Annotated in this window: 20 protein-coding genes and 1 other RNA gene; 15 read left to right on the top strand and 6 right to left on the bottom strand. The window is 66.7% G+C overall.

Annotation, left to right across the window (positions count from 1 at the left end; all coding sequences use genetic code 11):
- Positions 1-21: 21 nt before the first annotated feature.
- From DID98_RS02260 to trxA, 4 genes are all read right to left on the bottom strand, one after another.
- The gene (locus DID98_RS02260) at positions 22-1,578 is read right to left on the bottom strand and encodes an MFS transporter (RefSeq protein WP_124570118.1); all 1,557 of its coding nucleotides are present in this window, start codon (positions 1,576-1,578) and stop codon (positions 22-24) included.
- On the bottom strand, positions 1,575-2,075 hold the full coding sequence (locus tag DID98_RS02255) for a MerR family transcriptional regulator (protein WP_124486295.1): 501 nt from the start codon (positions 2,073-2,075) through the stop codon (positions 1,575-1,577). Before DID98_RS02255 ends, DID98_RS02260 begins: the two co-directional genes overlap by 4 nt.
- 133 nt (positions 2,076-2,208) lie before the next feature.
- Positions 2,209-3,471: a transcription termination factor Rho gene (gene rho, locus DID98_RS02250; RefSeq protein ID WP_006478662.1), complete on the bottom strand. Its 1,263-nt coding sequence runs from the start codon at positions 3,469-3,471 to the stop codon at positions 2,209-2,211.
- Between the two features lie 195 nt (positions 3,472-3,666).
- Positions 3,667-3,993, bottom strand: a complete 327-nt coding sequence (trxA, locus tag DID98_RS02245) for a thioredoxin TrxA (protein WP_006402348.1) — start codon at positions 3,991-3,993, stop codon at positions 3,667-3,669.
- Between the two features lie 415 nt (positions 3,994-4,408).
- Between trxA and ffs the strand changes: the two genes are divergently transcribed.
- The 10 genes from ffs to DID98_RS02195 all read left to right on the top strand — a co-directional run bounded on the left by ffs (position 4,409) and on the right by DID98_RS02195 (position 13,982).
- An RNA gene (gene ffs / locus DID98_RS02240) (signal recognition particle sRNA small type) lies at positions 4,409-4,507 on the top strand.
- A 127-nt stretch (positions 4,508-4,634) separates the two neighbouring features.
- The gene (locus DID98_RS02235) at positions 4,635-7,010 is read left to right on the top strand and encodes a DNA polymerase III subunit gamma/tau (RefSeq protein WP_124570116.1); all 2,376 of its coding nucleotides are present in this window, start codon (positions 4,635-4,637) and stop codon (positions 7,008-7,010) included.
- A 94-nt stretch (positions 7,011-7,104) separates the two neighbouring features.
- The gene (locus DID98_RS02230; RefSeq protein ID WP_006755698.1) at positions 7,105-7,431 is read left to right on the top strand and encodes a YbaB/EbfC family nucleoid-associated protein; all 327 of its coding nucleotides are present in this window, start codon (positions 7,105-7,107) and stop codon (positions 7,429-7,431) included.
- A 31-nt stretch (positions 7,432-7,462) separates the two neighbouring features.
- A complete protein-coding gene (recR, locus tag DID98_RS02225; RefSeq protein ID WP_044847271.1) occupies positions 7,463-8,059 on the top strand; it encodes a recombination mediator RecR in 597 nt (198 codons plus the stop codon).
- 48 nt (positions 8,060-8,107) lie between these two features.
- Positions 8,108-9,313 carry a CaiB/BaiF CoA-transferase family protein gene (locus DID98_RS02220; RefSeq protein WP_124520219.1) on the top strand — a complete coding sequence of 402 codons (1,206 nt, stop codon included), beginning with the start codon at positions 8,108-8,110 and terminating at the stop codon, positions 9,311-9,313.
- 217 nt (positions 9,314-9,530) lie between these two features.
- Complete coding sequence (surE, locus tag DID98_RS02215) at positions 9,531-10,292, top strand: 5'/3'-nucleotidase SurE (RefSeq protein WP_124486298.1); 762 nt, start codon at positions 9,531-9,533, stop codon at positions 10,290-10,292.
- Positions 10,289-11,218 (top strand): protein-L-isoaspartate(D-aspartate) O-methyltransferase, encoded by a 930-nt coding sequence (locus tag DID98_RS02210; RefSeq protein WP_044848975.1) that lies wholly within the window; start codon positions 10,289-10,291, stop codon positions 11,216-11,218. The genes surE and DID98_RS02210 overlap by 4 nt, the downstream gene beginning before the upstream one ends.
- Before the next feature lie 5 nt (positions 11,219-11,223).
- Complete coding sequence (locus DID98_RS02205) at positions 11,224-12,105, top strand: peptidoglycan DD-metalloendopeptidase family protein (protein WP_124570114.1); 882 nt, start codon at positions 11,224-11,226, stop codon at positions 12,103-12,105.
- An 11-nt stretch (positions 12,106-12,116) separates the two neighbouring features.
- Complete coding sequence (gene rpoS, locus DID98_RS02200; RefSeq protein ID WP_040144287.1) at positions 12,117-13,202, top strand: RNA polymerase sigma factor RpoS; 1,086 nt, start codon at positions 12,117-12,119, stop codon at positions 13,200-13,202.
- Between the two features lie 3 nt (positions 13,203-13,205).
- Entirely contained in the window at positions 13,206-13,982 is a 777-nt protein-coding gene (locus DID98_RS02195) for a 3'-5' exonuclease (RefSeq protein ID WP_124570112.1), read from the top strand.
- A 27-nt stretch (positions 13,983-14,009) separates the two neighbouring features.
- Here DID98_RS02195 and DID98_RS02190 read toward each other — a convergent pair whose 3' ends face one another.
- Positions 14,010-14,870, bottom strand: coding sequence for an endonuclease/exonuclease/phosphatase family protein (locus tag DID98_RS02190; RefSeq protein ID WP_124570110.1), 861 nt, complete (start codon positions 14,868-14,870; stop codon positions 14,010-14,012).
- Positions 14,871-15,098: 228 nt separating this feature from the next.
- Here DID98_RS02190 and rlmD point away from each other — a divergent pair, with 228 nt between their 5' ends.
- Positions 15,099-16,496, top strand: a complete 1,398-nt coding sequence (rlmD, locus tag DID98_RS02185; RefSeq protein ID WP_124570108.1) for a 23S rRNA (uracil(1939)-C(5))-methyltransferase RlmD — start codon at positions 15,099-15,101, stop codon at positions 16,494-16,496.
- Between the two features lie 61 nt (positions 16,497-16,557).
- On the opposite strand, the gene DID98_RS02180 is transcribed toward rlmD, so the two are convergent.
- Positions 16,558-17,256: a Bax inhibitor-1/YccA family protein gene (locus DID98_RS02180; RefSeq protein ID WP_006761414.1), complete on the bottom strand. Its 699-nt coding sequence runs from the start codon at positions 17,254-17,256 to the stop codon at positions 16,558-16,560.
- A gap of 250 nt (positions 17,257-17,506) precedes the next feature.
- Between DID98_RS02180 and ndk the strand changes: the two genes are divergently transcribed.
- From ndk to ispG, 4 genes are all read left to right on the top strand, one after another.
- Positions 17,507-17,932 carry a nucleoside-diphosphate kinase gene (gene ndk / locus DID98_RS02175; RefSeq protein WP_006478674.1) on the top strand — a complete coding sequence of 142 codons (426 nt, stop codon included), beginning with the start codon at positions 17,507-17,509 and terminating at the stop codon, positions 17,930-17,932.
- Positions 17,933-17,987: 55 nt separating this feature from the next.
- Entirely contained in the window at positions 17,988-19,127 is a 1,140-nt protein-coding gene (rlmN, locus tag DID98_RS02170; protein WP_044848980.1) for a 23S rRNA (adenine(2503)-C(2))-methyltransferase RlmN, read from the top strand.
- Positions 19,128-19,290: 163 nt separating this feature from the next.
- Positions 19,291-20,316 carry a helix-turn-helix domain-containing protein gene (locus DID98_RS02165; RefSeq protein WP_124570106.1) on the top strand — a complete coding sequence of 342 codons (1,026 nt, stop codon included), beginning with the start codon at positions 19,291-19,293 and terminating at the stop codon, positions 20,314-20,316.
- 106 nt (positions 20,317-20,422) lie between these two features.
- Entirely contained in the window at positions 20,423-21,727 is a 1,305-nt protein-coding gene (ispG, locus tag DID98_RS02160) for a flavodoxin-dependent (E)-4-hydroxy-3-methylbut-2-enyl-diphosphate synthase (protein ID WP_027787235.1), read from the top strand.
- The last annotated feature ends 21 nt before the right edge of the window (positions 21,728-21,748 follow it).

Below are 21,748 nucleotides of genomic sequence, written 5' to 3'. Positions count from 1 at the left end.
ATCCAAAGCCTGTCTTTTAACTCAATCGATCTCTTTTTGCCATGCCGCGAACAGGCCGCCGACCAGCGCGACACCCGCGAGGAAATAGAAACCGTCGAGCGACGCGAGGAACGACGCCTGTTGCGCGACCATCCGCGCGATCGATGCGATCGCGAGGGCGTGCGCCTCGTTCAGCGCATGGCCGGCGGCCGCATAACCGCGCGTGAGGGCGTCGACGGTCTGCTGGAACAGCGGATCGAACACGTTCGCGCGCTCGACGAGCCGCGTCTGGTGCAGGGCCAGCCGGTGTTGCTCGACGATGATCACCGACGACGTCGCGAACGAGATCGTCAATTGCCGCACGATGTTCTTCAGCCGATAGCCGTGCGTGTATTCGTCGATCGCGAAGATGCGGAACGTCAGGTTCGCGACGGGCAGCACGATGAACAGCAGCAACAGCCCGCGCAGCAGCAGCGGGACGATCAGCGCGGCCTCGCCGACCTGGGGCGTCATCCGCGTCATCCACAGCGCGGCCGTGACCGCGATCGCGAACCCCGGCACGACGAACCACTTCTTGTGCGTGACGCGCTTCGCATGGCGCAGGTAGGCGAACAGCGCGGTGGCCGAGATCAGCGACATCGTGCCGACCAGGCGCCCGGCGTTCTCGACCGGATAGCCGAGCCCGCCTTCGAGCAGGCGGGACGTCAGGTAGCTGAAGCCCGTCGACTCGTAGTAATAGAACATGTACAGCAGCAGCCCGACCTGGAACGTGCGCTCGCGAAACGCGTGCAGCCGCACGAGCGGCGTCGGATGGTTCCACTGGTGATGGGCGAACCACGCGAGCGCGCCGAGGCCGGCGATCGTCAGCAGGATCAGCATCGGCGAGCCGCTGTAGAGCTGGTAGTGCACCTGCTGCAGCACGATCTGCAGCGCGCCTTGCGCGAGCGCGAACACGACGTATGGCCAGAAATGCCCGGAGCCGCGTTCGTCGTCGGGCGTCCTGCCGGAATCGGGGAGCGTGAGCAGCGCGAGGATCGCGAACGCGATGCCCGCGGGCGCGGTGCAGGCGAACAGCGCGCGCCACGTCGAATGCGCGACGAGCAGCCCGCCGGCGATCGGCGCGAGCGCGCTGCCGAGCAGGATCATGATCAGGAACGCGCGCGTGGCGGGCGGCCGCTCCTGCGGCTTGAAGCTGACCTGGATCAGGATCCGGCAGGCACCCATCATCGGGCCGATGAAATAGCCCTGGAAGCCGCGCGCGAACGCGAGTTCGAGCGACGTGTCGGCGAGCGCGGCCGCGATCGCGCCGAACGAGAACATCAGCATGCAGCCGGCGACGTAGCGGCGATGCCCGAGCCGGTCGACCCACCATTGCTGCTGAAGGATGCCGAGCACGGCCGTGACCGCATACGCGCTCGACGACCACACGAGTTCGTCGGGCGATGCGTTGACGCCGCCCGCGATGTAGCTCGCGAAGAACGAGAAGGCCGCGTTGTCGAAATAGTCGATGCCGGTGACGAGCGCGAGCGCCCACGGGAACAGGTCCGCGCGCAGGTTCGCGCGGCTCCATAGCGGCGAGCGACCCGGCGCGACGTTCATTCCCGGTCCTTGCGCGTACGCCGCGCGCCGGCCTCGGCCTGCCGTTGCGCGATCAGCGCGTCGGGGTTTTCGCCGGCGAGACGCCGTTCGACGTAGTCGATGTCGTGCTGCAGTTCCTTGCGCAGCGCGACCGCTTCCTTCAACTCGCGCTGGACGGCCGCGATCCGCTGGTCGAGCGTGTCGATCTGTTCGGCGAGCCCCGAGCGGATCTCGCGCAACGATGCGTCCGAATAGCGGCGCCGACCATCGCCCGTTTCTTCCAGCGGGCGCTTGAGCATCTCGGTGATGCCGTGCAGCGAAAAGCCGAGCGCGCGCAGCCGCAGGATGCGGGCGAAGCGTTCGAGATCGGCTTCGTCGTACAGGCGATAGCGGCCGCCGCTGCGCGACGGCGTGACGAGTCCGCGCTCTTCGTAGTACTTCAGCGTGCGCGGCGTGACGCCGAGCCGCGACGCGGCGTCGCTCACGGTCAGCAACGAGGGGGAGGCGTCGTTCGGCATCGGGATGGCAGGGGCTTCGGTCGGGACGATGGCGCGATTATAGATCAACCTGTACGTTCACGTACAGGTTGACGCGAAAAAACGGCCGCCGGGCGAAACGCGCGGGCGGCCGTTCGGTGCGGGGCGAGGGCGATCAGCCGCCGCGGCGCATCAGGTCGAAGAACTCGGAATTGCTCTTCGTCTGGCGGATCTTGTCGAGCAGGAACTCCATCGCCTCGACTTCGTCCATGTCGTGGATGAACTTGCGCAGCACCCAGATCTTTTGCAGGATCTCGGGCTTTATCAGCATTTCTTCGCGGCGCGTGCCCGACTTGTTCAGGTTGATCGACGGATAGACGCGCTTTTCCGCGAGACGGCGCTCGAGGTGCACTTCCATGTTGCCGGTGCCCTTGAACTCTTCGTAGATCACGTCGTCCATGCGGCTGCCGGTCTCGATCAGCGCGGTGCCGATGATCGTCAGCGAGCCGCCTTCCTCGATGTTGCGCGCGGCACCGAAGAAGCGCTTCGGGCGCTGCAGCGCGTTCGCGTCGACACCGCCCGTCAGCACCTTGCCCGACGCCGGGATCACGGTGTTGTAGGCGCGGGCGAGACGCGTGATCGAGTCGAGCAGGATCACGACGTCGTGCTTCATTTCGACGAGGCGCTTGGCCTTCTCGATCACCATTTCGGCGACCTGCACGTGACGCGTGGCCGGTTCGTCGAAGGTCGATGCGATCACTTCGCCGGCGACCGAGCGCTGCATTTCGGTCACTTCTTCGGGGCGCTCGTCGATCAGCAGCACGAACAGGATGACGTCCGGATGGTTCTGCTTGATCGCGTGTGCGATGTGCTGGAGCATCACGGTCTTGCCCGACTTCGGCGACGCGACGAGCAGGCCGCGCTGGCCCTTGCCGATCGGCGCGATCATGTCGATGATGCGGCCCGTGACGTTTTCTTCGCCGCGCATTTCGCGTTCGAGCGACAGCGGCTTGTTCGGGTGCAGCGGCGTGAGGTTCTCGAACATGATCTTGTGTTTCGAGGCCTCGGGCGGCTGCCCGTTGACTTTGTCGACCTTCACCAGCGCGAAGTAGCGCTCGCCATCCTTCGGCGTGCGGACTTCACCTTCGATGGTGTCGCCGGTGTGCAGGTTGAAGCGGCGGATCTGCGACGGGCTGATGTAGATGTCGTCGGTGCTCGCGAGGTACGACATTTCCGGCGAGCGCAGGAAGCCGAAGCCGTCCGGCAGCACTTCGAGCGTACCGTCGCCGAAGATCGTCTCTCCCGTCTTGGCGCGCTTTTTGAGAATGGCGAACATCAGCTCCTGCTTGCGCAGGCGGTTCGCGTTTTCGATCTCCAGGCCATTGGCCATTTCGATCAGTTCGGACACGTGCAGAGACTTGAGCTCGGATAAATGCATACGGAGAACCCGCCAGGGAGGAGAAGCGACGAAAAGAAATAAGGGAGGAGGGGCGAGCGGAGGCGCTCTGAGACTTAATGCGTCTTGTAGACGTTTTTTGATTCTAGCATACGCCGATTCGCGCCTGAGCGGCCGATCGGCGGCTTGACGGGGGACGTGTTGTCGGTTGACAACACGTCCGCGGAACGGCCGGTATTACAGGTGGCTGTCCAGGAATGCGGTGAGTTGCGACTTCGACAGCGCACCGACCTTCTGTGCGGCCGCCGCGCCGTTCTTGAACAGGATCAGCGTCGGGATGCCGCGCACGCCGAACTTCGCAGGCGTTGCCTGGTTGTCGTCGACGTTGATCTTCGCGATCTGCAGCTTGTCGCCGTAGTCCTTCGCGACTTCGTCGAGGATCGGGGCGATCATCTTGCACGGGCCGCACCATTCGGCCCAGAAGTCGACGAGCACGGGCTTGTCGGATTTGACGACGTCCTGTTCGAACGATGCGTCGCTGATGTGTTTGATCTGTTCGCTCATTGGGTCAATACCTCTTACGGTTCGGGGACTGCCTGCTTGGCGCGTTGCGGCGCTCCGGCGGCCTGTCGGCTGCCGGCCGCTGCGGCAGGTCACTCCGCTCCCCGGAAGGAGGGGCGTAAGCGCTGCTTGGCGCGGCTCGCGGGTCGTTCGGGCGTCATATTAGCCTAAATTGCTATCTGCTGCGGGCGGCGATAGTAGCCGCTACGCGAGTAGGGGTACGACGCGCCGTTCGACCGTTGTGATCCGAACGTGGAGGCCGCCTCGCAAAATACAAGAGTCACGGTCTCCATCGCGGATTCTGTCCACCTGTTCGCGCCGGATCGACAAGCCCGTACGCGCGCCGGTTCGCTCGATCGTGCGCATTGTTGCGAACAAACGGTCGCATTTGGCCGGAAGCGGTGATAGAATATGCCGTGACGGGCCTCCTCGCATGGTGGGGCGGTGAACCTGGTCAGGTCGGGAACGAAGCAGCCACAATCGTTTTCTGCCAGTGCCGAGGGTCGGGCTCGTCACCTTTCCTCTCGCCCCGTTCGCCGGGCGTTTTTTATTTCTGCGTCATTCTCCGCTTTACCTGCGTCTTGCCCGTTTTCCGCACCGTTTCGCGTGTCGGCGCGACGCAGCGTTACTGATACAATTTCCCGATGACCTATCAAGTTCTCGCACGCAAGTGGCGTCCGAAGGATTTCGCTTCGCTCGTCGGCCAGGAGCACGTCGTCAGGGCGCTCACGCACGCGCTCGACGGCGGGCGTCTCCATCACGCCTATCTGTTTACCGGAACCCGCGGCGTCGGCAAGACGACGCTGTCGCGGATCTTCGCGAAGGCGCTCAACTGTGAAACCGGCGTCACGTCGCAGCCGTGCGGCGTGTGCCGCGCGTGCCGCGAGATCGACGAAGGCCGCTTCGTCGACTACGTCGAAATGGATGCCGCGAGCAACCGCGGCGTCGACGAAATGGCCGCGCTGCTCGAGCGCGCGGTGTACGCGCCCGTCGATGCGCGCTTCAAGGTCTACATGATCGACGAAGTGCACATGCTGACGAACCACGCGTTCAACGCGATGCTGAAGACGCTCGAGGAGCCGCCGCCGCACGTCAAGTTCATCCTCGCGACCACCGATCCGCAAAAGATTCCCGTCACCGTGCTGTCGCGCTGCCTGCAGTTCAACCTGAAGCAGATGCCGGCCGGGCACATCGTGTCGCACCTCGAACGGATCCTCGGCGAAGAGCAGATCTCGTTCGAGCAGCAGGCGCTGCGTCTGCTCGCGCGCGCCGCGCAGGGCAGCATGCGCGATGCGCTGTCGCTGACCGACCAGGCGATCGCGTACTCGGCGAACGAAGTGACCGAATCGGCGGTGTCGGGCATGCTCGGCGCGCTCGACCAGACTTACATGGTGCGCCTGCTCGATGCGCTCGCGGCCGGCGCCGGCCCCGAGATCCTCGCGATCGCCGACGAGATGTCGCTGCGCAGCCTGTCCTTTTCCACCGCGCTGCAGGATCTCGCCAGCCTGCTGCACCGGATCGCCTGGGCGCAGTTCGCGCCGGGGTCGGTGCTCGACGAATGGCCGGAAGCGGCCGATCTGCGCCGCTTCGCGGAGACGCTGAGCCCCGAGCAGGTTCAGCTGTTCTACCAGATCGCGACGGTCGGGCGCGTGGAGCTCGGCCTTGCGCCGGACGAATACGCCGGCTTCACCATGACGTTGCTGCGGATGCTCGCGTTCGAGCCGGCCGTCGGCGCCGGCAGTGCGCCGGGAGGTCAGCCTGCCGTGCCGCGTGCCGTGCCTGCACCAGCATCCGCGCCGCGTGCGGCCGCTGCCGTTGCGTCGGCTGCGGCACCCAAGTCGTCGGCGCCGCAGCCGGCAGCCGTGGCGGCCGCACGTCCGCAAGCGGCTGCGCCCGCTGCGCGTCCGGCAGCGGTCCAGTCCGACGATGCGGCGATTGCGCCGGCAGTGAAGGCTGTTTCGACGCCGGCATCTGAATCTGCATCCGCGGCAACATCGGCTGCGGCCGCAGCGCCGGCCGCACCGCAGCCGCAAGCGATCCCGGCACCTCAGGCGGTACCGCCGAGCGATGCACCGCCGGCTGTCCGCAACGAACCTGAACCGCCGGTTGCCGCCGCCAAGCGCAACGACGAACCTGCGCTGCCTGCCGAACCGGCGCCGCGTGCTGCGCCGGCCGAACCCGCCGCGCGCCCGTCTGCCCGCGGCGGTGCAGCTGCCGCACTCGACGTGCTGCGCAACGCCGGCATGCGCGTGTCGTCCGACCGCGCGCGTGCGGGCGCCGCGCCCAAGCCGGCGGCGGCCCAGCCGGCCGTCGAAAAGCCGGCGGCATCGCGTCCTGCCGTGCAGGTACCGACGCCGCGCGCGGCGGCCCGCGCGCCGCAGGTTGCCGACACGCGCCAGGCCCCGCCGCCGTGGGAAGACATTCCGCCGGACGAATATGTGCCGCTCAGCGCCGACGAGATGTTCGGCGGTGCGGCGGACGACGGCTTCGTGCCGGTGTTCGACAGCGGCCCCGACGACGTGCGCATTGCGCCGAAGGCAGTGGAGGCCCGTCCGTCCGCGCCGGTCGACACGCGCCCGCTGCCGCCCGCGATCGCGCTCGACCCGGTCGGCTTCGACGGCGAATGGCCGGCGCTGGCCGCGCGGTTGCCGCTGAAGGGCGTCGCGTATCAGCTTGCATTCAACAGCGAGCTGACGGCCGTCGACGCGACGACGTTGAAACTGTCCGTGCCGGTGCCGCAGTATGCGGATGCCGCCCAGGTCGCGAAACTGAAGGCGGCCCTGGCCGATGCGCTCGGCAAGGCCGTCGAGGTCGCGGTCGAGGTCGGGCCCGCGCGGCGCACCGCGGCGGCACTCGATGCGGCTGCACGTGCGGCACGCCAGCGCGAGGCAGAGCAGGACATCCATGGCGATCCGTTCGTCCAGCAGCTCGTGCGTGACTTCGGCGCGCGTATCGTCGAAGGCTCGGTGCGGCCGCTCGCCGATCCGGCGCCGGACGGCACGCCGCCGACGCTGCATTGAACGAATCGCCCTGCGACAGGCACAATCACGCCCGCACACATTGACCGGCACGCGCCGCGTGCCGGTTTTCACACGATCAAGAAGGAGTATTCCCATGTTGAAAGGCAACCTCGCCGGACTGATGAAGCAAGCGCAGCAAATGCAGGAAAACATGAAGAAGATGCAGGAGCAGCTTGCGCAGATCGAAGTCGAAGGGCAGTCGGGTGCCGGCCTCGTCAAGGTGACGATGACCTGCCGCAACGAAGTGCGTCGCGTGGCGATCGACCCGAGCCTGCTCGCGGACGACAAGGACATGCTCGAGGATCTGGTCGCGGCCGCGTTCAACGATGCGGTGCGCAAGGCCGAAGCGACGTCGCAGGAAAAGATGAGCGGCATGACGTCGGGCCTGCCGCTGCCCCCGGGTTTCAAGCTGCCGTTCTGAGCGCAGCCTCCGTTCAGCTTTCAGCCGCCGTATGAAACAGCCGTCCGCCCTGTCCGCGCTCGTCGAAGCGTTGCGCGTATTGCCCGGCGTCGGGCCGAAATCCGCGCAACGCATGGCGTACCACCTGATGCAGCACGATCGGGAGGGCGCGGAACGGCTCGGCCGGTCGTTGCTGTTCGCGACCGAGCACCTGCAGCACTGCGAGAAGTGCAATACCTTCACGGAGGCGCAGATCTGCGAGGTGTGCAGCGACGAGGAGCGTGATCCGACGCTGCTGTGCGTCGTCGAGACGCCGGCCGACCAGATCATGCTCGAGCAGACGATGACGTACCGCGGGCTGTATTTCGTGCTGATGGGGCGGCTGAGCCCGCTCGACGGGATCGGCCCGAAGGAAATCCATTTCGACCGCCTCGTGCGGCGTGCGTCCGACGGTGTCGTCAAGGAGGTCGTGCTCGCGACCAACTTCACGAACGAGGGCGAAGCCACCGCGCACTACCTCGGCCAGACGCTGAAGGCACGCGGGCTCGCGGTCACGCGCCTCGCGCGCGGCGTGCCGGTGGGTGGCGAACTCGAATACGTCGACGCGGGCACCATCGCCCGCGCGATGCTCGACCGCCGCACGATGTAAGCCGGGCGCCGCCGGCCGGCGGCGCCGTTCCTCATGCCAGGGAGACACATGAGCACCAGCCAGGGCCCGCTCGCGGGCGTCAAAGTGCTCGAATTCGGGACGCTGATCGCGGGGCCGTTCGCGTCGCGCCTCTTTGCCGAATTCGGCGCGGAAGTGATCAAGATCGAGGATCCGAACGGCGGCGACCCGCTGCGCAAGTGGCGCAAGCTGCATCCGGAGCAGGGCGGCACGTCGCTGTGGTGGTCGGTCCAGGCACGCAACAAGAAATCGGTCACCCTCAACCTGAAATCCGATGCCGGCAAGACGATCGCGCGGCAACTCGCGCGCGAGGCCGACATCGTGATCGAAAACTTCCGCCCGGGCCTGCTCGAGAAGCTCGGGCTCGGCTACGACGTGCTGTCGGCTGACAACCCCGGGCTCGTGATGGTGCGCCTGTCCGGTTACGGGCAGACCGGCCCGTACCGCGACCGGCCCGGCTTCGGCGCGATCGCCGAATCGATGGGCGGCTTGCGCCACATCACCGGCTATCCCGATTTGCCGCCGCCGCGCATCGGCATCTCGATCGGCGACTCGATCGCCGCGCTGCACGGCGTGATCGGTGCGATGATGGCGCTCCACCACCGCAACGTGAACGGCGGTGCGGGGCAGGTGGTCGACGTTGCGCTGTACGAAGCGGTGTTCAACATGATGGAAAGCGTGGTGCCCGAGTACGGCGTGTACGGGATGGTGCGCGAGCGCACCGGCGCGTCGCTGCCGGGCATCGTGCCGTCGAACACCTACGCGTGCCGCGACGGCAGCATCGTGATCGGCGGCAACAGCGACCCGATCTTCAAGCGGCTGATGAAGGCGATCGAACGCGACGACCTCGCCGACGATCCCGCGCTCGCTCGCAACGACGGCCGCGTGCCGCGCACGCAGGAGATCGACGACGCGATCGCCGCTTGGCTCGCGCCGCGCACGATCGACGACGCGCTGGCGGTGCTCAACGCGGCCGACGTGCCGGCCGGGCGCATCTACAGCGCCGCCGACATGTTCACCGATCCGCAGTTCATCGCGCGGCAGATGATCCAGCGTTTCAAGCTGGCCGACGGCACCGACATTCCGCTGCCGAACATCACGCCGAAGCTATCCGGCACGCCGGGCGAAACACGCTGGCTCGGGCCGGAACTCGGCGAGCATACGGACGAGGTGCTGCACAGTCTCGGCTACGACGCGCAGGCGATCGCCGCGCTGCGCGAGGCCGGCGCGATCTGAGCGCCGCGCACTCGACGCTGCGCGTCAGGTTTGCCGAACGGGCATCTCGTCACGGCGGCCCTTCGAGGGGAAAACCCGGGCGGCACCGCGTTTTCCCGAACCTGCAAACGCCGCCGCGCGATGCGACGGCGCACCGCGCGCGCGTCGTGCGTGCGGGCCTGTCCGCACCCGCCGGACTGTCGCTCTCGCGCCATCTTTCCTCGGTTACAATCGCCGGATGCGAATCCTACTCAGCAACGACGACGGCTATCTCGCCCCCGGTCTCGCCGCGCTCAGCGACGCGCTGCAGCCGCTTGCCGACCTCACGGTGATCGCGCCCGAGCAGAATTGCAGCGGCGCGTCGAATTCCCTGACGCTGTCGCGGCCGCTGTCGGTGCAGCGCGCGACGAATACGGGTTTCTTCTACGTGAACGGCACACCGACCGATTCGGTGCACGTCGCGCTGACCGGGATGGCCGACGCGCGGCCCGACCTCGTCGTGTCCGGGATCAACAACGGCCAGAACATGGGCGAAGACACGCTCTATTCAGGGACAGTTGCGGCCGCCACCGAAGGCATCATGTTCGGCGTGCCGGCCATCGCGTTTTCGCTGGCCGACAAGGGCTGGGCGCATCTGGCGGATGCGGCGCGCGTCGCCGCGGAAATCGTCGAGCACTTTCTCGCGCATCCGCTGCCCGGTCAGCCGCTGCTGAACGTCAATATTCCGAATTTGCCGTACGACGAACTGAAAGGCTGGCAGGTCACGCGCCTCGGCAAGCGTCACCCGTCCCAGCCGGTGATTCGCCAGACCGACCCGCGCGGCGAGCCGGTCTACTGGATCGGCGCCGCGGGTGCGGCGCTCGACGCGAGCGAAGGCACCGATTTCCACGCCGTCGCAAACGGTTTCGTCTCGATCACGCCGCTGCAGCTCGATCTCACGCATACGCAAATGCTGCCTGCAACGCGCGAATGGGCGCGCGCAGGAGGGCGGGCTTCATGAGCGGCGAGCGCGCGAAGCGGTTCCCGCTCGCGCTCGAAGATCTCAAGCGAGCGCCACGCAAATCGGAGGGCCGGGCCGGTGAACGCCATGCGGCGAGCGCGGTGCCGAAGGCCGTCGACAAGCCCGCTGCCGTGCTGAAGCCGGTGGCGGTGAAGGCGGGCGTCGCCCGCACGGTGCCCGGTGCGGCCGCCGCGAAGCCGGCGAGCGCACCGAAGCCGACCGCGCTGAAGCCCGCGATGCCGAAGCCGGCGGCGCCGAGCGTCGCGCCGGCCGGTGCATTCGCGCTGACGTCGGAACGTGTGCGCGAGCGCATGGTCGAACGCCTGCGCGCGAACGGCGTGACCGACGCGCGCGTGCTGGATGCGATGGCCGCGGTGCCGCGCCACCTGTTCGTGGATCCCGGGCTCGCGACGCAGGCGTACGAGGATGCCGCGTTGCCGATCGGCCACCAGCAAACGATTTCAAAGCCGTCGGTCGTCGCGCGCATGATCGAGCTCGCGATGGCCGGCCGCACGCTCGAGCGCGTCCTCGAGATCGGCACCGGTTGCGGCTACCAGGCCGCGGTGCTGAGTCACGTGGCACGCGACGTGTATTCGATTGAACGCATCAAGCCGCTCTACGAGCGCGCGAAGCTGAACCTGCGGCCGCTGCGCGTGCCGAACATCCGTCTGCATTACGGCGACGGGCGTGTCGGCCTGCCGTCCGCGGGCCCGTTCGACGCGATCGTGATCGCGGCGGCGGGGCTCGACGTGCCGCAGGCGCTGCTCGAGCAGCTCGCGATCGGCGGGCGGCTCGTCGCGCCGGTCGGCGCGCAGAGCGGGCAGCCCCAGGTGCTCACGCTCGTCGAGCGCGTCGCGCACGCGCAATGGCGGGAGTCCCGGCTTGATCGCGTTTTCTTTGTCCCTTTAAAATCCGGAGTGATTTGAAACCGATGAGTATGTTGCGCGCGATGCAAAACAACCGAATCAGGGAACCGCTCACGTTCGCCCAGCGCGCGATCTGTGTGGCTGCGTTCTCCACGCTGCTGGCCGCCTGTGCGACGCGGCTCGACAACGCGCCCGTCGTCGACCGCTCCGGATCGCTCGGCACGACCGCCGCCGCGCAGCCGGCAGTGCCGCTCGGCCCGCCGCCGCCCGGCTTCTACCGTGTGAAACCGGGCGATACGCTGTACCGGATCGCGCTCGAGAACGGGCAGAACTATCGCGACATCGCCACCTGGAACAACCTGGCGAACCCGAATCAGATCGAAGTCGACCAGCTGCTGCGTGTCGCGCCGCCGGGCGGTGCCGCGCTTGCCGGCTCGCCGGCTGCCGCACCGATCACCGGCGCCGCCGTCGCGACCGCGCCGCTCAGCAGCGGTCCCGCGACGCCGGCCGCGGGCTCGTCGTCCGCGAGCACGCCGCCGGCTGCCGCCGCATCGAGCGACACGGCAGCCGCGCCGAGCGGCCCCGTGACGTTCGCATGGCCCGTGCGCGGTCCGGTGCTGAACGGTTTCGACGACGCGAAGAACAAGGGCGTCAATATCGGCGGCACGTCCGGCGAGGCCGTGAAGGCGGCGGCCGACGGCCGCGTCGTCTACTCGGGCAACGGCCTGCGTGGCTATGGCAACCTCATTATCATCAAACACGATGCAACTTACCTCACGGCGTATGCACACAATCGCGCTTTGATGGTAAAAGAGGGGGACGCGGTAACGAAGGGGCAGAAGATCGCCGAGATGGGTAATAGCGATGCCGACCGCGTGATGCTGCATTTCGAGGTTCGCCGGCAGGGTAAACCTGTCGATCCGCTGAAGTATTTGCCGCCTCAATAACCGAGACGACCATGCCGAAATCGAAGCGCCACGAGCCGCAAGCCGAATCTGAGAAGATCAGTCGTGCCACGCAAGCATCGGTGGAGCGAGCTGGCGCTTCGACGGACGACGAAGACGACGTCGCGGAAAACGAACGTGATCTCGAGGCACGCGACGCCGAAGCGGACGGCGACGACGAGCACGAAGGCCGGGCGGAAGCCGCGCCCGACGTCGACGATTTCCGCGCATTGCTGCAGGCCGAACTCACGGCCGACACGATCCAGCATTACCTGAACCGTATCAGCGTGAAGCCGCTCCTGACCGTCGAGGAGGAGCAGCGCTATTCGCGTCTTGCGAAGGCCGGCGAATTCGAGGCGCGGCAGGTGATGATCGAGCGCAACCTGCGTCTCGTCGTCAGTATCGCGAAGGGTTACCTGAACCGCGGCGTGCCGCTGCTCGACCTGATCGAGGAGGGCAACCTCGGCTTGATGCACGCGATCGAGAAATTCGATCCGACGCGTGGCTTTCGGTTCTCGACCTACGCGACGTGGTGGATCCGGCAGAGCATCGAACGGGCGATCATGAACCAGGCTCGCACCGTGCGTCTGCCCGTGCACGTGATCCGCGAACTGAACCAGGTGCTGCGCGCGAAGCGCCACCTCGAAAAGAATTCGATGTCGACGGGCGAGGCGGCCGAGCGCCGTGAAGCCAGCATCGACGACATCGCCTATCTCACCGGCAAGACCGCCGAGGAAGTCACCGACATCCTCGCGCTCAACGAGCACACCGCGTCGCTCGACGCGCCGCTCGATCTCGATCCCGCGAGCAGCCTGCTCGATCTGCTGCCCGACGACCAGAGCCAGTCGCCCGACGCGGAGGTGCAGCACCGCGAACTCGAGACGCTCACGCGCGCATGGCTGTCGCGGCTGTCCGACAAGCATCGGCACGTGATCGAGCGCCGCTTCGGCCTGAACCACATCGAACCGGCCACGCTCGAGGAGCTGGCCGACGAGATGGGGCTCACGCGCGAGCGCGTGCGGCAGATCCAGCAGGAAGCGCTGGTGCGCCTCAAGCGGTTCTTTGCCTCCAATGGCGTGCGCAAGGACGCCGTTCTGTAACTGATGACACCGATTCTCGTTTTTGACATCGAGACCATTCCCGATGTCGACGGCATTCGCCGTCTTGAAGACCTGCCCGCGACGCTGGACGATGCCGCGGTGGCCGAACATGCGTTCGCCGCGCGCCGCGAGAAGACCGGCAGCGATTTCCTGCCGCATCACCTGCAGCGTATCGCGGCGATCTCCTGCGTGTTCCGCGACAACAACGGTTTCCGCGTTCGGTCGCTGGGCACGCCGCAGGACAATGAGGCGACGCTGGTCCAGTCGTTCTATCGCGTGATCGAGAAATACACGCCGCAGCTCGTGTCGTGGAACGGCGGCGGCTTCGATCTGCCGGTGCTCCATTACCGAGCGCTCGTACACGGGATCCCCGCGACGCGCTACTGGGATCTGGGCGAGGACGACCGCGAGTTCAAGTGGAACAACTACATCTCGCGTTATCACTCGCGGCACACCGACCTGATGGACGTGCTCGCGATGTATCAGGCGCGCGCGAATGCGCCGCTCGACGCGCTCGCGAAGCTGTGCGGCTTCCCGGGCAAGCTCGGAATGGACGGTAGCCAGGTGTGGCCGGCGTTCCAGGATGGCCGGATCGAGGAAATCCGCCACTATTGCGAAACCGACGTCGTCAATACCTACCTGCTGTATTGCCGGTTCCAGCTGATGCGCGGCGGCCTGACGCCGAGCGAATATGCGGACGAGATCCTGCTCGTGAAGAATTCGCTCGCGCAGGAGCCCGCGTCGCACTGGGCCGAATACCTGGCCGGTTTCGACGCGTGACGCGGGCGGCCCGCATGGCGGCCGCGATCAATTTCGATCGAGTTCGAGCACGACCGGCTGGTGATCCGATTCGCGCGCGTCGCCGTCGATTTCGCAGCGCGTGACGTGCGGCAGCAGCGTATCGGTCACGAACACGAAGTCGCATGCGAGCGGCCCGTCGGACCATTGCGCAGTGTCGTAGACGCCGGCGGTCGGCGGCGGCGTGCGGCCCGGGTGCCGGGCGATCCACGCATCGACGAACGACGGTGCGTCGGCGATCGGCTCGAGCATGCGCCGGTACGCGTCGCTGCCGAACGCGCTGTTGAAGTCGCCGCAGAGGATGGCATCACGCGGTTGGCCGGTCTCGCTGAACGGCCCCGTGGCATTTTCGGCCGGCGCAGGCTGGTCGGCATGCGCACACGCTTCGCGGTGCCGGGCGCGCAATGCGTCGACCTGCGCGAGTCGCTGGCGCGCCGAATAGAATTCCAGATGCGTCGTGACGACCCGCAGCCGACCCGACGGTAACACCAGTTCGACGTCGAGCGCGACGCGCGGCATGGAAGGCGCGTCGGCGTCTGCCGGCCACGGCAGCAATTGGCGCAGCACGCGCGCGATCGGCAGCCGGGTCGCGACCGCATTGCCGAACTGGCGGCGCGGTGCGCCGGGTTCGAGCGGCGGCAGGTCGGCGCCGACCGCTTCGACGATCGTATAACCGGGCAGCAACGCCGCCAGTTCGGCGAACTGGTCGGGGCCGGGCTGGCCGGGCAGTGCGCCGAAACCGCGCGTGACTTCCTGCAGGCACAGCACGTCGAAGTCGCCGAGCCGGCGAGCGGCGGCGATCGTGCGCGGCAGGTCGACGACGCCGTCCGCGTCCCGACCCCATTGGATGTTCCAGTCGATCAGTCGCATGGTCGATTCTCCCGAGTCTCCTGAGTCTGTTGTGAGCAGAACGTGTGCCGCCGGCTGAGCTCGCGAGAGGCCGCGCATGCGGGCCGGCGGCGGGCTGCCTGCAGGTCGTTCCCGCATGACGCGGCGCGGCAGAGGCGTCAGTATTGACGCTTGCGCCACGAAAGCGGGCGACGCGGGCTTTCGTCGTCTACAATCTCGCCTTCTTCAACGTTTTGTCAGGAAAAGCTGGTGTCCGAAGCCGTCCCCACTTCTGCGCGCAAATCGAAAAATGCGCCCGTCGCGCCCGGGCCTGCCCCGGTTCTCGAGATCGAATCGCTCGACATGGAAGCGCGCGGTGTCGGCCGCACGGCGACCGAGGACGGCACGCCGGGCAAGGTCATCTTCGTCGAGGGTGCGCTGCCCGGCGAGCGCGTGACCTATTCGAGCTACCGTCGCAAGCCGAGCTACGAGCAGGCGACCGTTGTCGACATTCTGCGCCCGAGCGTGCTGCGCACGGAGCCGAAATGCAAATTCTTCGGCACCTGCGGCGGCTGCTCGATGCAGCACCTCGACATGCGCGCGCAGGTCGCGATCAAGCAGCGCGTGCTCGAGGACAACCTGTGGCACCTGTCGAAGCTGCGCGCCGAGACGATGTTCGCGCCGATCCACGGCCCGTCGTGGGGCTACCGGTACCGTGCGCGCCTGACCGTGCGCAACGTCGCGAAGAAGGGCGGCGTGCTGGTCGGGTTCCATGAAAAGAAGAGCAGCTATGTCGCCGACATGACGAGCTGCGAAGTGCTGCCGCCGCACGTGTCGGCGATGCTCGTGCCGCTGCGCCGGCTGGTCGAGGGGCTGTCGATCCGTGACCGGATGCCGCAGATCGAGCTCGCGGTCGGTTCGCAAGTCACGGCACTGGTGCTGCGCGTGCTGGAGCCGATCAATGCGGACGACGAAGCGCTGCTGCGCGCGTTCGCCGACGAGCACAAGGTGCAGTTCTGGCTGCAGCCGAAGGGCCCGGACACGGTGACGCCGTTCTATCCGCTCGACGTGCCGCTCGACTATACGCTGCCGGAGTTCGGCATCCGCATGCCGTTCAAGCCGACCGACTTCACGCAGGTCAACCATCAGATCAACCGCGTGCTGGTGGGTCGCGCGCTGCGCCTGCTCGCGCCGTCGCGCGACGATCGCGTGCTCGACCTGTTCTGCGGGATCGGCAACTTCACGCTGCCGCTCGCGCGGCTGTCGCGCGAGGTGATGGGCATCGAAGGCAGCGAGACGTTGACGACTCGCGCGCTCGCGAATGCGCGCGAGAACGGCGTCGACGGCCATACGACGTTCGCGTGCCGGAACCTGTTCGAGGTGACGGGCGACGACCTGCGTGCGCTCGGCGCCTTCGACAAGTTCCTGATCGACCCGCCGCGCGAAGGCGCGCTCGCGGTGTCGAAGGCGCTGGCCGAAATCGCGCAGAGCGGCGAAGGCCCGCTGCCGAAGCGCATCGTCTACGTGTCGTGCAACCCGTCGACGCTCGCGCGCGACGCAGGCCTGCTCGTGCACGAGGCCGCCTACCGGCTGAAGGGCGCCGGCGTCGTGAACATGTTCCCGAATACGTCGCACGTCGAATCAATCGCGCTGTTCGAGCGCGACTGAGCGGCGGCGGACGTAAAAAAACCGGCCCGAGGGCCGGTTTTTTCATCGGGTACGGCGATCGTCAGTTGCGGTTGCCGCCGAAGATGCCGAGCAGCGCGAGCAGGTTCGTGAACACGTTGTACAGGTCGAGGTAGATCGCGAGCGTGGCCGAGATGTAGTTCGTCTCGCCGCCGTTCACGACACGCTGGACGTCGAACAGCATGTAGGCCGAGAAGATCGCGATCGCGAGCACCGACACGGTGAGCATCAGCGCCGGCAGTTGCAGGAAGATGTTCGCGACCGACGCCAGCAGGATCACGATCACGCCCATGAACAGCCATTTGCCGAGCCCGGAGAAGTCGCGCTTGCTGACCGTGGCGATCGTCGCCATCGCGGCGAAGATGATGCCGGTGCCGCCGAACGCGAGCATGATCAGCGACGGGCCGTTCGAGAAGCCGAGGATGAAGCTCAGCAGGCGCGACAGCATCAGGCCCATGAAGAACGTGAAGCCGAGCAGCACGAACACGCCGGCCGCGCTGTTTTTCGTCCGCTCGATCGCGAACATGAAGCCGAACGCGATTGCGAAGAACGCGAGCAGGCTCATCATCGGGCTCGTGGCCGCGAACAGCGAGAATCCCGTCGCGACGCCGACCCATGCCCCCAGCACCGTCGGCACCATCGACAGCGCGAGCAGCCAGTACGTGTTCCGCAGCACGCGATTGCGAACCTCCGCGGTGCTGACGGAGCCGCCGCGGCCGAAATTGTACGGATAGTCGTTCATGGTTTCTCCTAACATTGAACGCATGGGCGTCCGGGGCCGGTTCGGCGCGCGCGGTGTGCGGCGCAGCAAACCGGAGCAGCTATGGCTAAGATACGTTCCGTGCCGCGAGGTTTCAATGCCGGGCGGCGCAAAAAACATATGGATTTGGAACCTTTCACTCGTGTAAGGGTTCAATCGCAATGATACACGGGATCGTGCTACAATAGCGGATTCATTTGAACCTGTAACTTCTTAATTTCTTGGAGTTTTTATGGCAATCGAGCGCACCCTGTCGATCATCAAGCCGGATGCGGTGGCAAAGAACGTGATCGGCCAGATCTACAGCCGTTTCGAAGGCGCCGGCCTGAAGATCGTCGCATCGCGCATGGCACACCTGTCGCGTGCGGACGCAGAGAAGTTCTACGCAGTTCACGCAGCACGTCCGTTCTTCAAGGACCTCGTCGATTTCATGATCTCGGGCCCGGTGATGATCCAGGTTCTGGAAGGTGAAGGCGCGATCCTGAAGAACCGCGACCTGATGGGCGCGACGGATCCGAAGAAGGCGGAAAAGGGCACGATCCGCGCCGACTTCGCCGACAGCATCGACGCGAACGCCGTGCACGGCTCGGACGCTGCCGAAACGGCCGCGGTCGAAATCGCGTTCTTCTTCCCGGAAATGAACGTCTACTCGCGCTAAGCCCTGGCTGGCAACAAGTAGGCAGGATTCAGCGCACGCGGCAAGGCAGCACATCATGACGAGCGAAACTTCCGTCAATCTTCTCGACTTCGATGCCGAGGGTCTTGTCGCGTACTGCGGCAGCCTCGGCGAGAAGCCGTTCCGCGCCAAGCAGTTGCAGCGCTGGATCCATCAGTACAACGCCGGCGATTTCGACGGCATGACCGATCTCGCGAAGTCCCTGAGAGAAAAGCTCAAGGGCCGCGCGTCGATCGTGATGCCCGATATCGTCAGCGATCACGTTTCCACCGACGGCACGCGCAAGTGGCTGATCGACGTCGGAAACGGCAATGCGGTCGAAACCGTTTTCATCCCGGAAGAGACGCGCGGCACGCTGTGCGTGTCGTCGCAGGCCGGGTGTGCGGTCAACTGCCGCTTCTGCTCGACGGGCAAGCAGGGCTTCTCCCGCAACCTGTCGACAGCCGAAATCATCGGTCAGCTCCGGATGGCCGAGTTTGCGCTGCGTGCGTCGCTGGGTCGCGCACCCGGTCCGAACGGCAAGGCCGAACGGGTCGTCACCAACGTGGTGATGATGGGCATGGGCGAGCCGCTGCTGAATTACAGCGCGGTCGTGCCCGCGATGCGGCTGATGCTCGACGACAACGCGTACGGCCTGTCGCGCCGCCGCGTCACGTTGTCGACGTCCGGCGTGGTGCCGATGATGGACCGCCTCGGCGCCGAATTGCCGGTCGCGCTCGCCGTTTCGCTGCACGCGCCGAACGATGCGCTGCGCGACGAACTGGTGCCGCTCAACAAGAAGCATCCGCTTCGCGAGCTGATGGCCGCGTGCCAGCGCTATCTGAAAGTCGCACCGCGCGACTTCATTACTTTCGAATACTGCATGCTCGACGGCGTCAACGACACCGAAGCGCATGCGCGCGAACTGCTGGCCGTCACGCGTGACGTGCCCTGCAAGTTCAACCTGATCCCGTTCAATCCGTTTCCGGAATCGGGCCTCATCCGCTCGAAGCCGGAGCAGATCAAGCGCTTTGCACAGGTCCTCATCGACGCGGGTGTCGTCACGACCGTGCGCAAGACGCGCGGCGACGACATCGACGCCGCGTGCGGCCAGCTGGCCGGCGCCGTGAAGGACCGCACGCGCCTGGCGGAGCGAACGGGCGCAGCAGCAAAAATCATCGAAGTTCGGGCGATCTGACGGGGACGCCTGGTCGGGGCCGCATGGGTGCGGATGCCTGGACTTCTTGCGGTACAACACGCGAATAGCGATCGGTCGCGGCGCCTCGGCGCCGCGCATGATGTGGACAGTTGCGGGAGCCGGCGGCGCCCGCCAGTGAAGAAGAATCGACGCGAGGACAAGGATGAGTGAGCCGCAGCCGACCAACGGCGCAGAGACGAATGCCGCGAAGCCGGCACCGGCGGGGCTTGAAACGCTGGCGGCCGTCGGCAGCCGGCTGGCGCAGCTCCGGGAGGCGAAGGGCTGGACGGTCGACGACGTGTCGGCGCGGCTCAAGGTCGCTCCGCAGAAGCTGCGTGCGCTCGAGGCTGGCGACATCAGCCATTTGCCCGGCGTGACGTTCGCGCTCGGCGTCGTGCGCAGCTACGCGAAGATGCTCGGCGTCGATCCGGAGCCGTTCGCCCATGCATTGCGCCGCGAGCGTGGCGTGCAGGAAGTCGATCTGTCGATGCCCGCGTCGTCGGGGACGGATCTGCCGCGCGGCCGCGTGTCGATTCCGCTTGGCGGGTCGTCGCACCATCATCCGTGGCTGTGGGGGACGGCGATCGTCGTCGTCGCGGTGATCGCGGTACTCATGTGGCACACTGGCGGCGATTCGTCGAGCTGGCTCGCGCGCTTCAAGGGCGGCGGTGCCGAACACGCGTCGGCGGCCAGCGCGCCGGCGGCGTCTTCCGTCGAAGCGGCAGCCGCGGGCGGCGCGTCGGCGGCAGCCGTCAACGAAGCCCCGGCGCAGGTTGCGGCATCCGCCGTGGCGCCGCAGGCCGTTGCGTCGGCTGCTCCGGCTCCGGCTCCGGCCTCGGCCCCCACGGCCGCCGTGCCCGCGTCGCAGCCGGTCGTCGCGCCGGCCGCGGCGAGCAGCGCGGCCGTGCCGGCCCAGCCCGCGAGCGTCGTGGTCGCGGCAGGCCAGTCGATGGTCGAACTGAAGGTCAAGCAGGATTGCTGGTTCAGCGTGCGCGACAAGAGCGGCAAGGAACTGTTCTCGGCGCTGGTGCGGGCCGGCGAGACGAAGCAGGTCGCCGGCGACGGTCCGTTCAAGGTCACGATCGGCAACAAGGCAGGCCTTGATACGGTCGCGTTCGACGGAAAGTCGGTCGATCCGGCAAAATATTCGGCAGCGCGGGGTAACGTGGCGCGGTTCACGCTGCCCTGACGTCAAGCGCCGTGGCGCAGGCCTGTCCTGGACAGGCCGCGAGGGCACGGCGCTTTTTCAATTCATGCGCCGCCTCGCGGCGCATTCCGCGTAAATGGATCTATCGATGCAATCCGAAGCTCAATCCCCACGCAGCAGTCAGATTTGTTCAACCGAGCCGGTGTTCGGCGGGCATCAGCCGCGTCGCGTGTCGCATGCGGTGGATGTTCGTTGGGGCGGGCAGCTCGTGACGATCGGCGGTGATGCGCCGGTGCGCGTGCAGTCGATGACGAATACCGACACGGCCGACGCGATCGGCACGGCGATCCAGATCAAGGAACTCGCGAACGCGGGCTCCGAACTGGTGCGCATCACGGTCAATACGCCGGAGGCCGCGGCCGCCGTGCCGGCGATCCGCGAGCAGCTCGACCGGATGGGCGTGACCGTCCCGCTCGTCGGCGATTTCCACTACAACGGCCACCTGCTGCTGCGCGACTACCCGGGCTGCGCGGAGTCGCTGTCGAAGTACCGGATCAACCCGGGCAACGTCGGCCAGGGCGCGAAGCGCGACACGCAGTTCGCGCAGATGATCGAAGCCGCGGCGAAGTACGACAAGCCGGTGCGGATCGGCGTGAACTGGGGCAGCCTCGACCAGGACCTGCTTGCGCGCATGATGGACGAGAACGGCGCGCGCTCGCAGCCGTGGGATGCGCAGAGCGTGATGTACGAAGCGCTGATCCAGTCGGCGATCGGCTCGGCCGAGCGCGCGGTCGAACTGGGCCTCGGCCGCGATCGCATCGTGCTGTCGTGCAAGGTCAGCGGCGTGCAGGACCTGATCGCCGTGTACCGCGAACTCGGCCGCCGCTGCGGCTTCGCGCTGCATCTCGGGCTGACCGAGGCCGGCATGGGCTCGAAGGGCATCGTCGCGTCGACGGCCGCGCTCGGCGTGCTGCTGCAGGAAGGGATCGGCGACACGATCCGCATTTCGCTGACGCCGGAACCGGGTGCGTCGCGCACGGGCGAAGTGATCGTCGGCCAGGAAATCCTGCAGACGATGGGCCTGCGCTCGTTCGCGCCGATGGTGATCGCGTGCCCGGGTTGCGGACGCACCACGAGCACGCTGTTCCAGGAACTCGCGATGCAGATCCAGACCTACCTGCGCGAGCAGATGCCGGTCTGGCGCAAGGAGTATCCGGGCGTCGAGAAGATGAACGTCGCGGTGATGGGCTGCATCGTCAACGGCCCGGGCGAATCGAAGCACGCGAACATCGGCATCAGCCTGCCGGGTTCGGGCGAGAACCCGGCCGCGCCCGTCTTCATCGACGGCGAGAAGGTCAAGACGCTGCGCGGCGAGCGGATCGCCGAGGAATTCCAGCAGATCGTCAGCGACTACGTCGCACGCAATTACGGCCGTACCGAGGCCCTGAACTAAATTCGTCCACACACACGAACG

Origin of the sequence: Burkholderia sp. Bp8984, from assembly GCF_003853755.1 — a bacterium.
GTDB lineage: Bacteria > Pseudomonadota > Gammaproteobacteria > Burkholderiales > Burkholderiaceae > Burkholderia.
This window is presented reverse-complemented; position numbering and strand designations above follow the sequence as displayed.

Bases quoted from the DNA above. Each gene is read 5' to 3' on its own strand.
- DID98_RS02260 (WP_124570118.1), bottom strand. From the start codon at position 1,578: ATGAACGTCGCGCCGGGTCGCTCGCCGCTATGGAGCCGCGCGAACCTG.
- DID98_RS02255 (WP_124486295.1), bottom strand. From the start codon at position 2,075: ATGCCGAACGACGCCTCCCCCTCGTTGCTGACCGTGAGCGACGCCGCG.
- rho (WP_006478662.1), bottom strand. From the start codon at position 3,471: ATGCATTTATCCGAGCTCAAGTCTCTGCACGTGTCCGAACTGATCGAA.
- trxA (WP_006402348.1), bottom strand. From the start codon at position 3,993: ATGAGCGAACAGATCAAACACATCAGCGACGCATCGTTCGAACAGGAC.
- DID98_RS02235 (WP_124570116.1), top strand. From the start codon at position 4,635: ATGACCTATCAAGTTCTCGCACGCAAGTGGCGTCCGAAGGATTTCGCT.
- DID98_RS02230 (WP_006755698.1), top strand. From the start codon at position 7,105: ATGTTGAAAGGCAACCTCGCCGGACTGATGAAGCAAGCGCAGCAAATG.
- recR (WP_044847271.1), top strand. From the start codon at position 7,463: ATGAAACAGCCGTCCGCCCTGTCCGCGCTCGTCGAAGCGTTGCGCGTA.
- DID98_RS02220 (WP_124520219.1), top strand. From the start codon at position 8,108: ATGAGCACCAGCCAGGGCCCGCTCGCGGGCGTCAAAGTGCTCGAATTC.
- surE (WP_124486298.1), top strand. From the start codon at position 9,531: ATGCGAATCCTACTCAGCAACGACGACGGCTATCTCGCCCCCGGTCTC.
- DID98_RS02210 (WP_044848975.1), top strand. From the start codon at position 10,289: ATGAGCGGCGAGCGCGCGAAGCGGTTCCCGCTCGCGCTCGAAGATCTC.
- DID98_RS02205 (WP_124570114.1), top strand. From the start codon at position 11,224: ATGAGTATGTTGCGCGCGATGCAAAACAACCGAATCAGGGAACCGCTC.
- rpoS (WP_040144287.1), top strand. From the start codon at position 12,117: ATGCCGAAATCGAAGCGCCACGAGCCGCAAGCCGAATCTGAGAAGATC.
- DID98_RS02195 (WP_124570112.1), top strand. From the start codon at position 13,206: ATGACACCGATTCTCGTTTTTGACATCGAGACCATTCCCGATGTCGAC.
- DID98_RS02190 (WP_124570110.1), bottom strand. From the start codon at position 14,870: ATGCGACTGATCGACTGGAACATCCAATGGGGTCGGGACGCGGACGGC.
- DID98_RS02180 (WP_006761414.1), bottom strand. From the start codon at position 17,256: ATGAACGACTATCCGTACAATTTCGGCCGCGGCGGCTCCGTCAGCACC.
- ndk (WP_006478674.1), top strand. From the start codon at position 17,507: ATGGCAATCGAGCGCACCCTGTCGATCATCAAGCCGGATGCGGTGGCA.
- rlmN (WP_044848980.1), top strand. From the start codon at position 17,988: ATGACGAGCGAAACTTCCGTCAATCTTCTCGACTTCGATGCCGAGGGT.
- DID98_RS02165 (WP_124570106.1), top strand. From the start codon at position 19,291: ATGAGTGAGCCGCAGCCGACCAACGGCGCAGAGACGAATGCCGCGAAG.
- ispG (WP_027787235.1), top strand. From the start codon at position 20,423: ATGCAATCCGAAGCTCAATCCCCACGCAGCAGTCAGATTTGTTCAACC.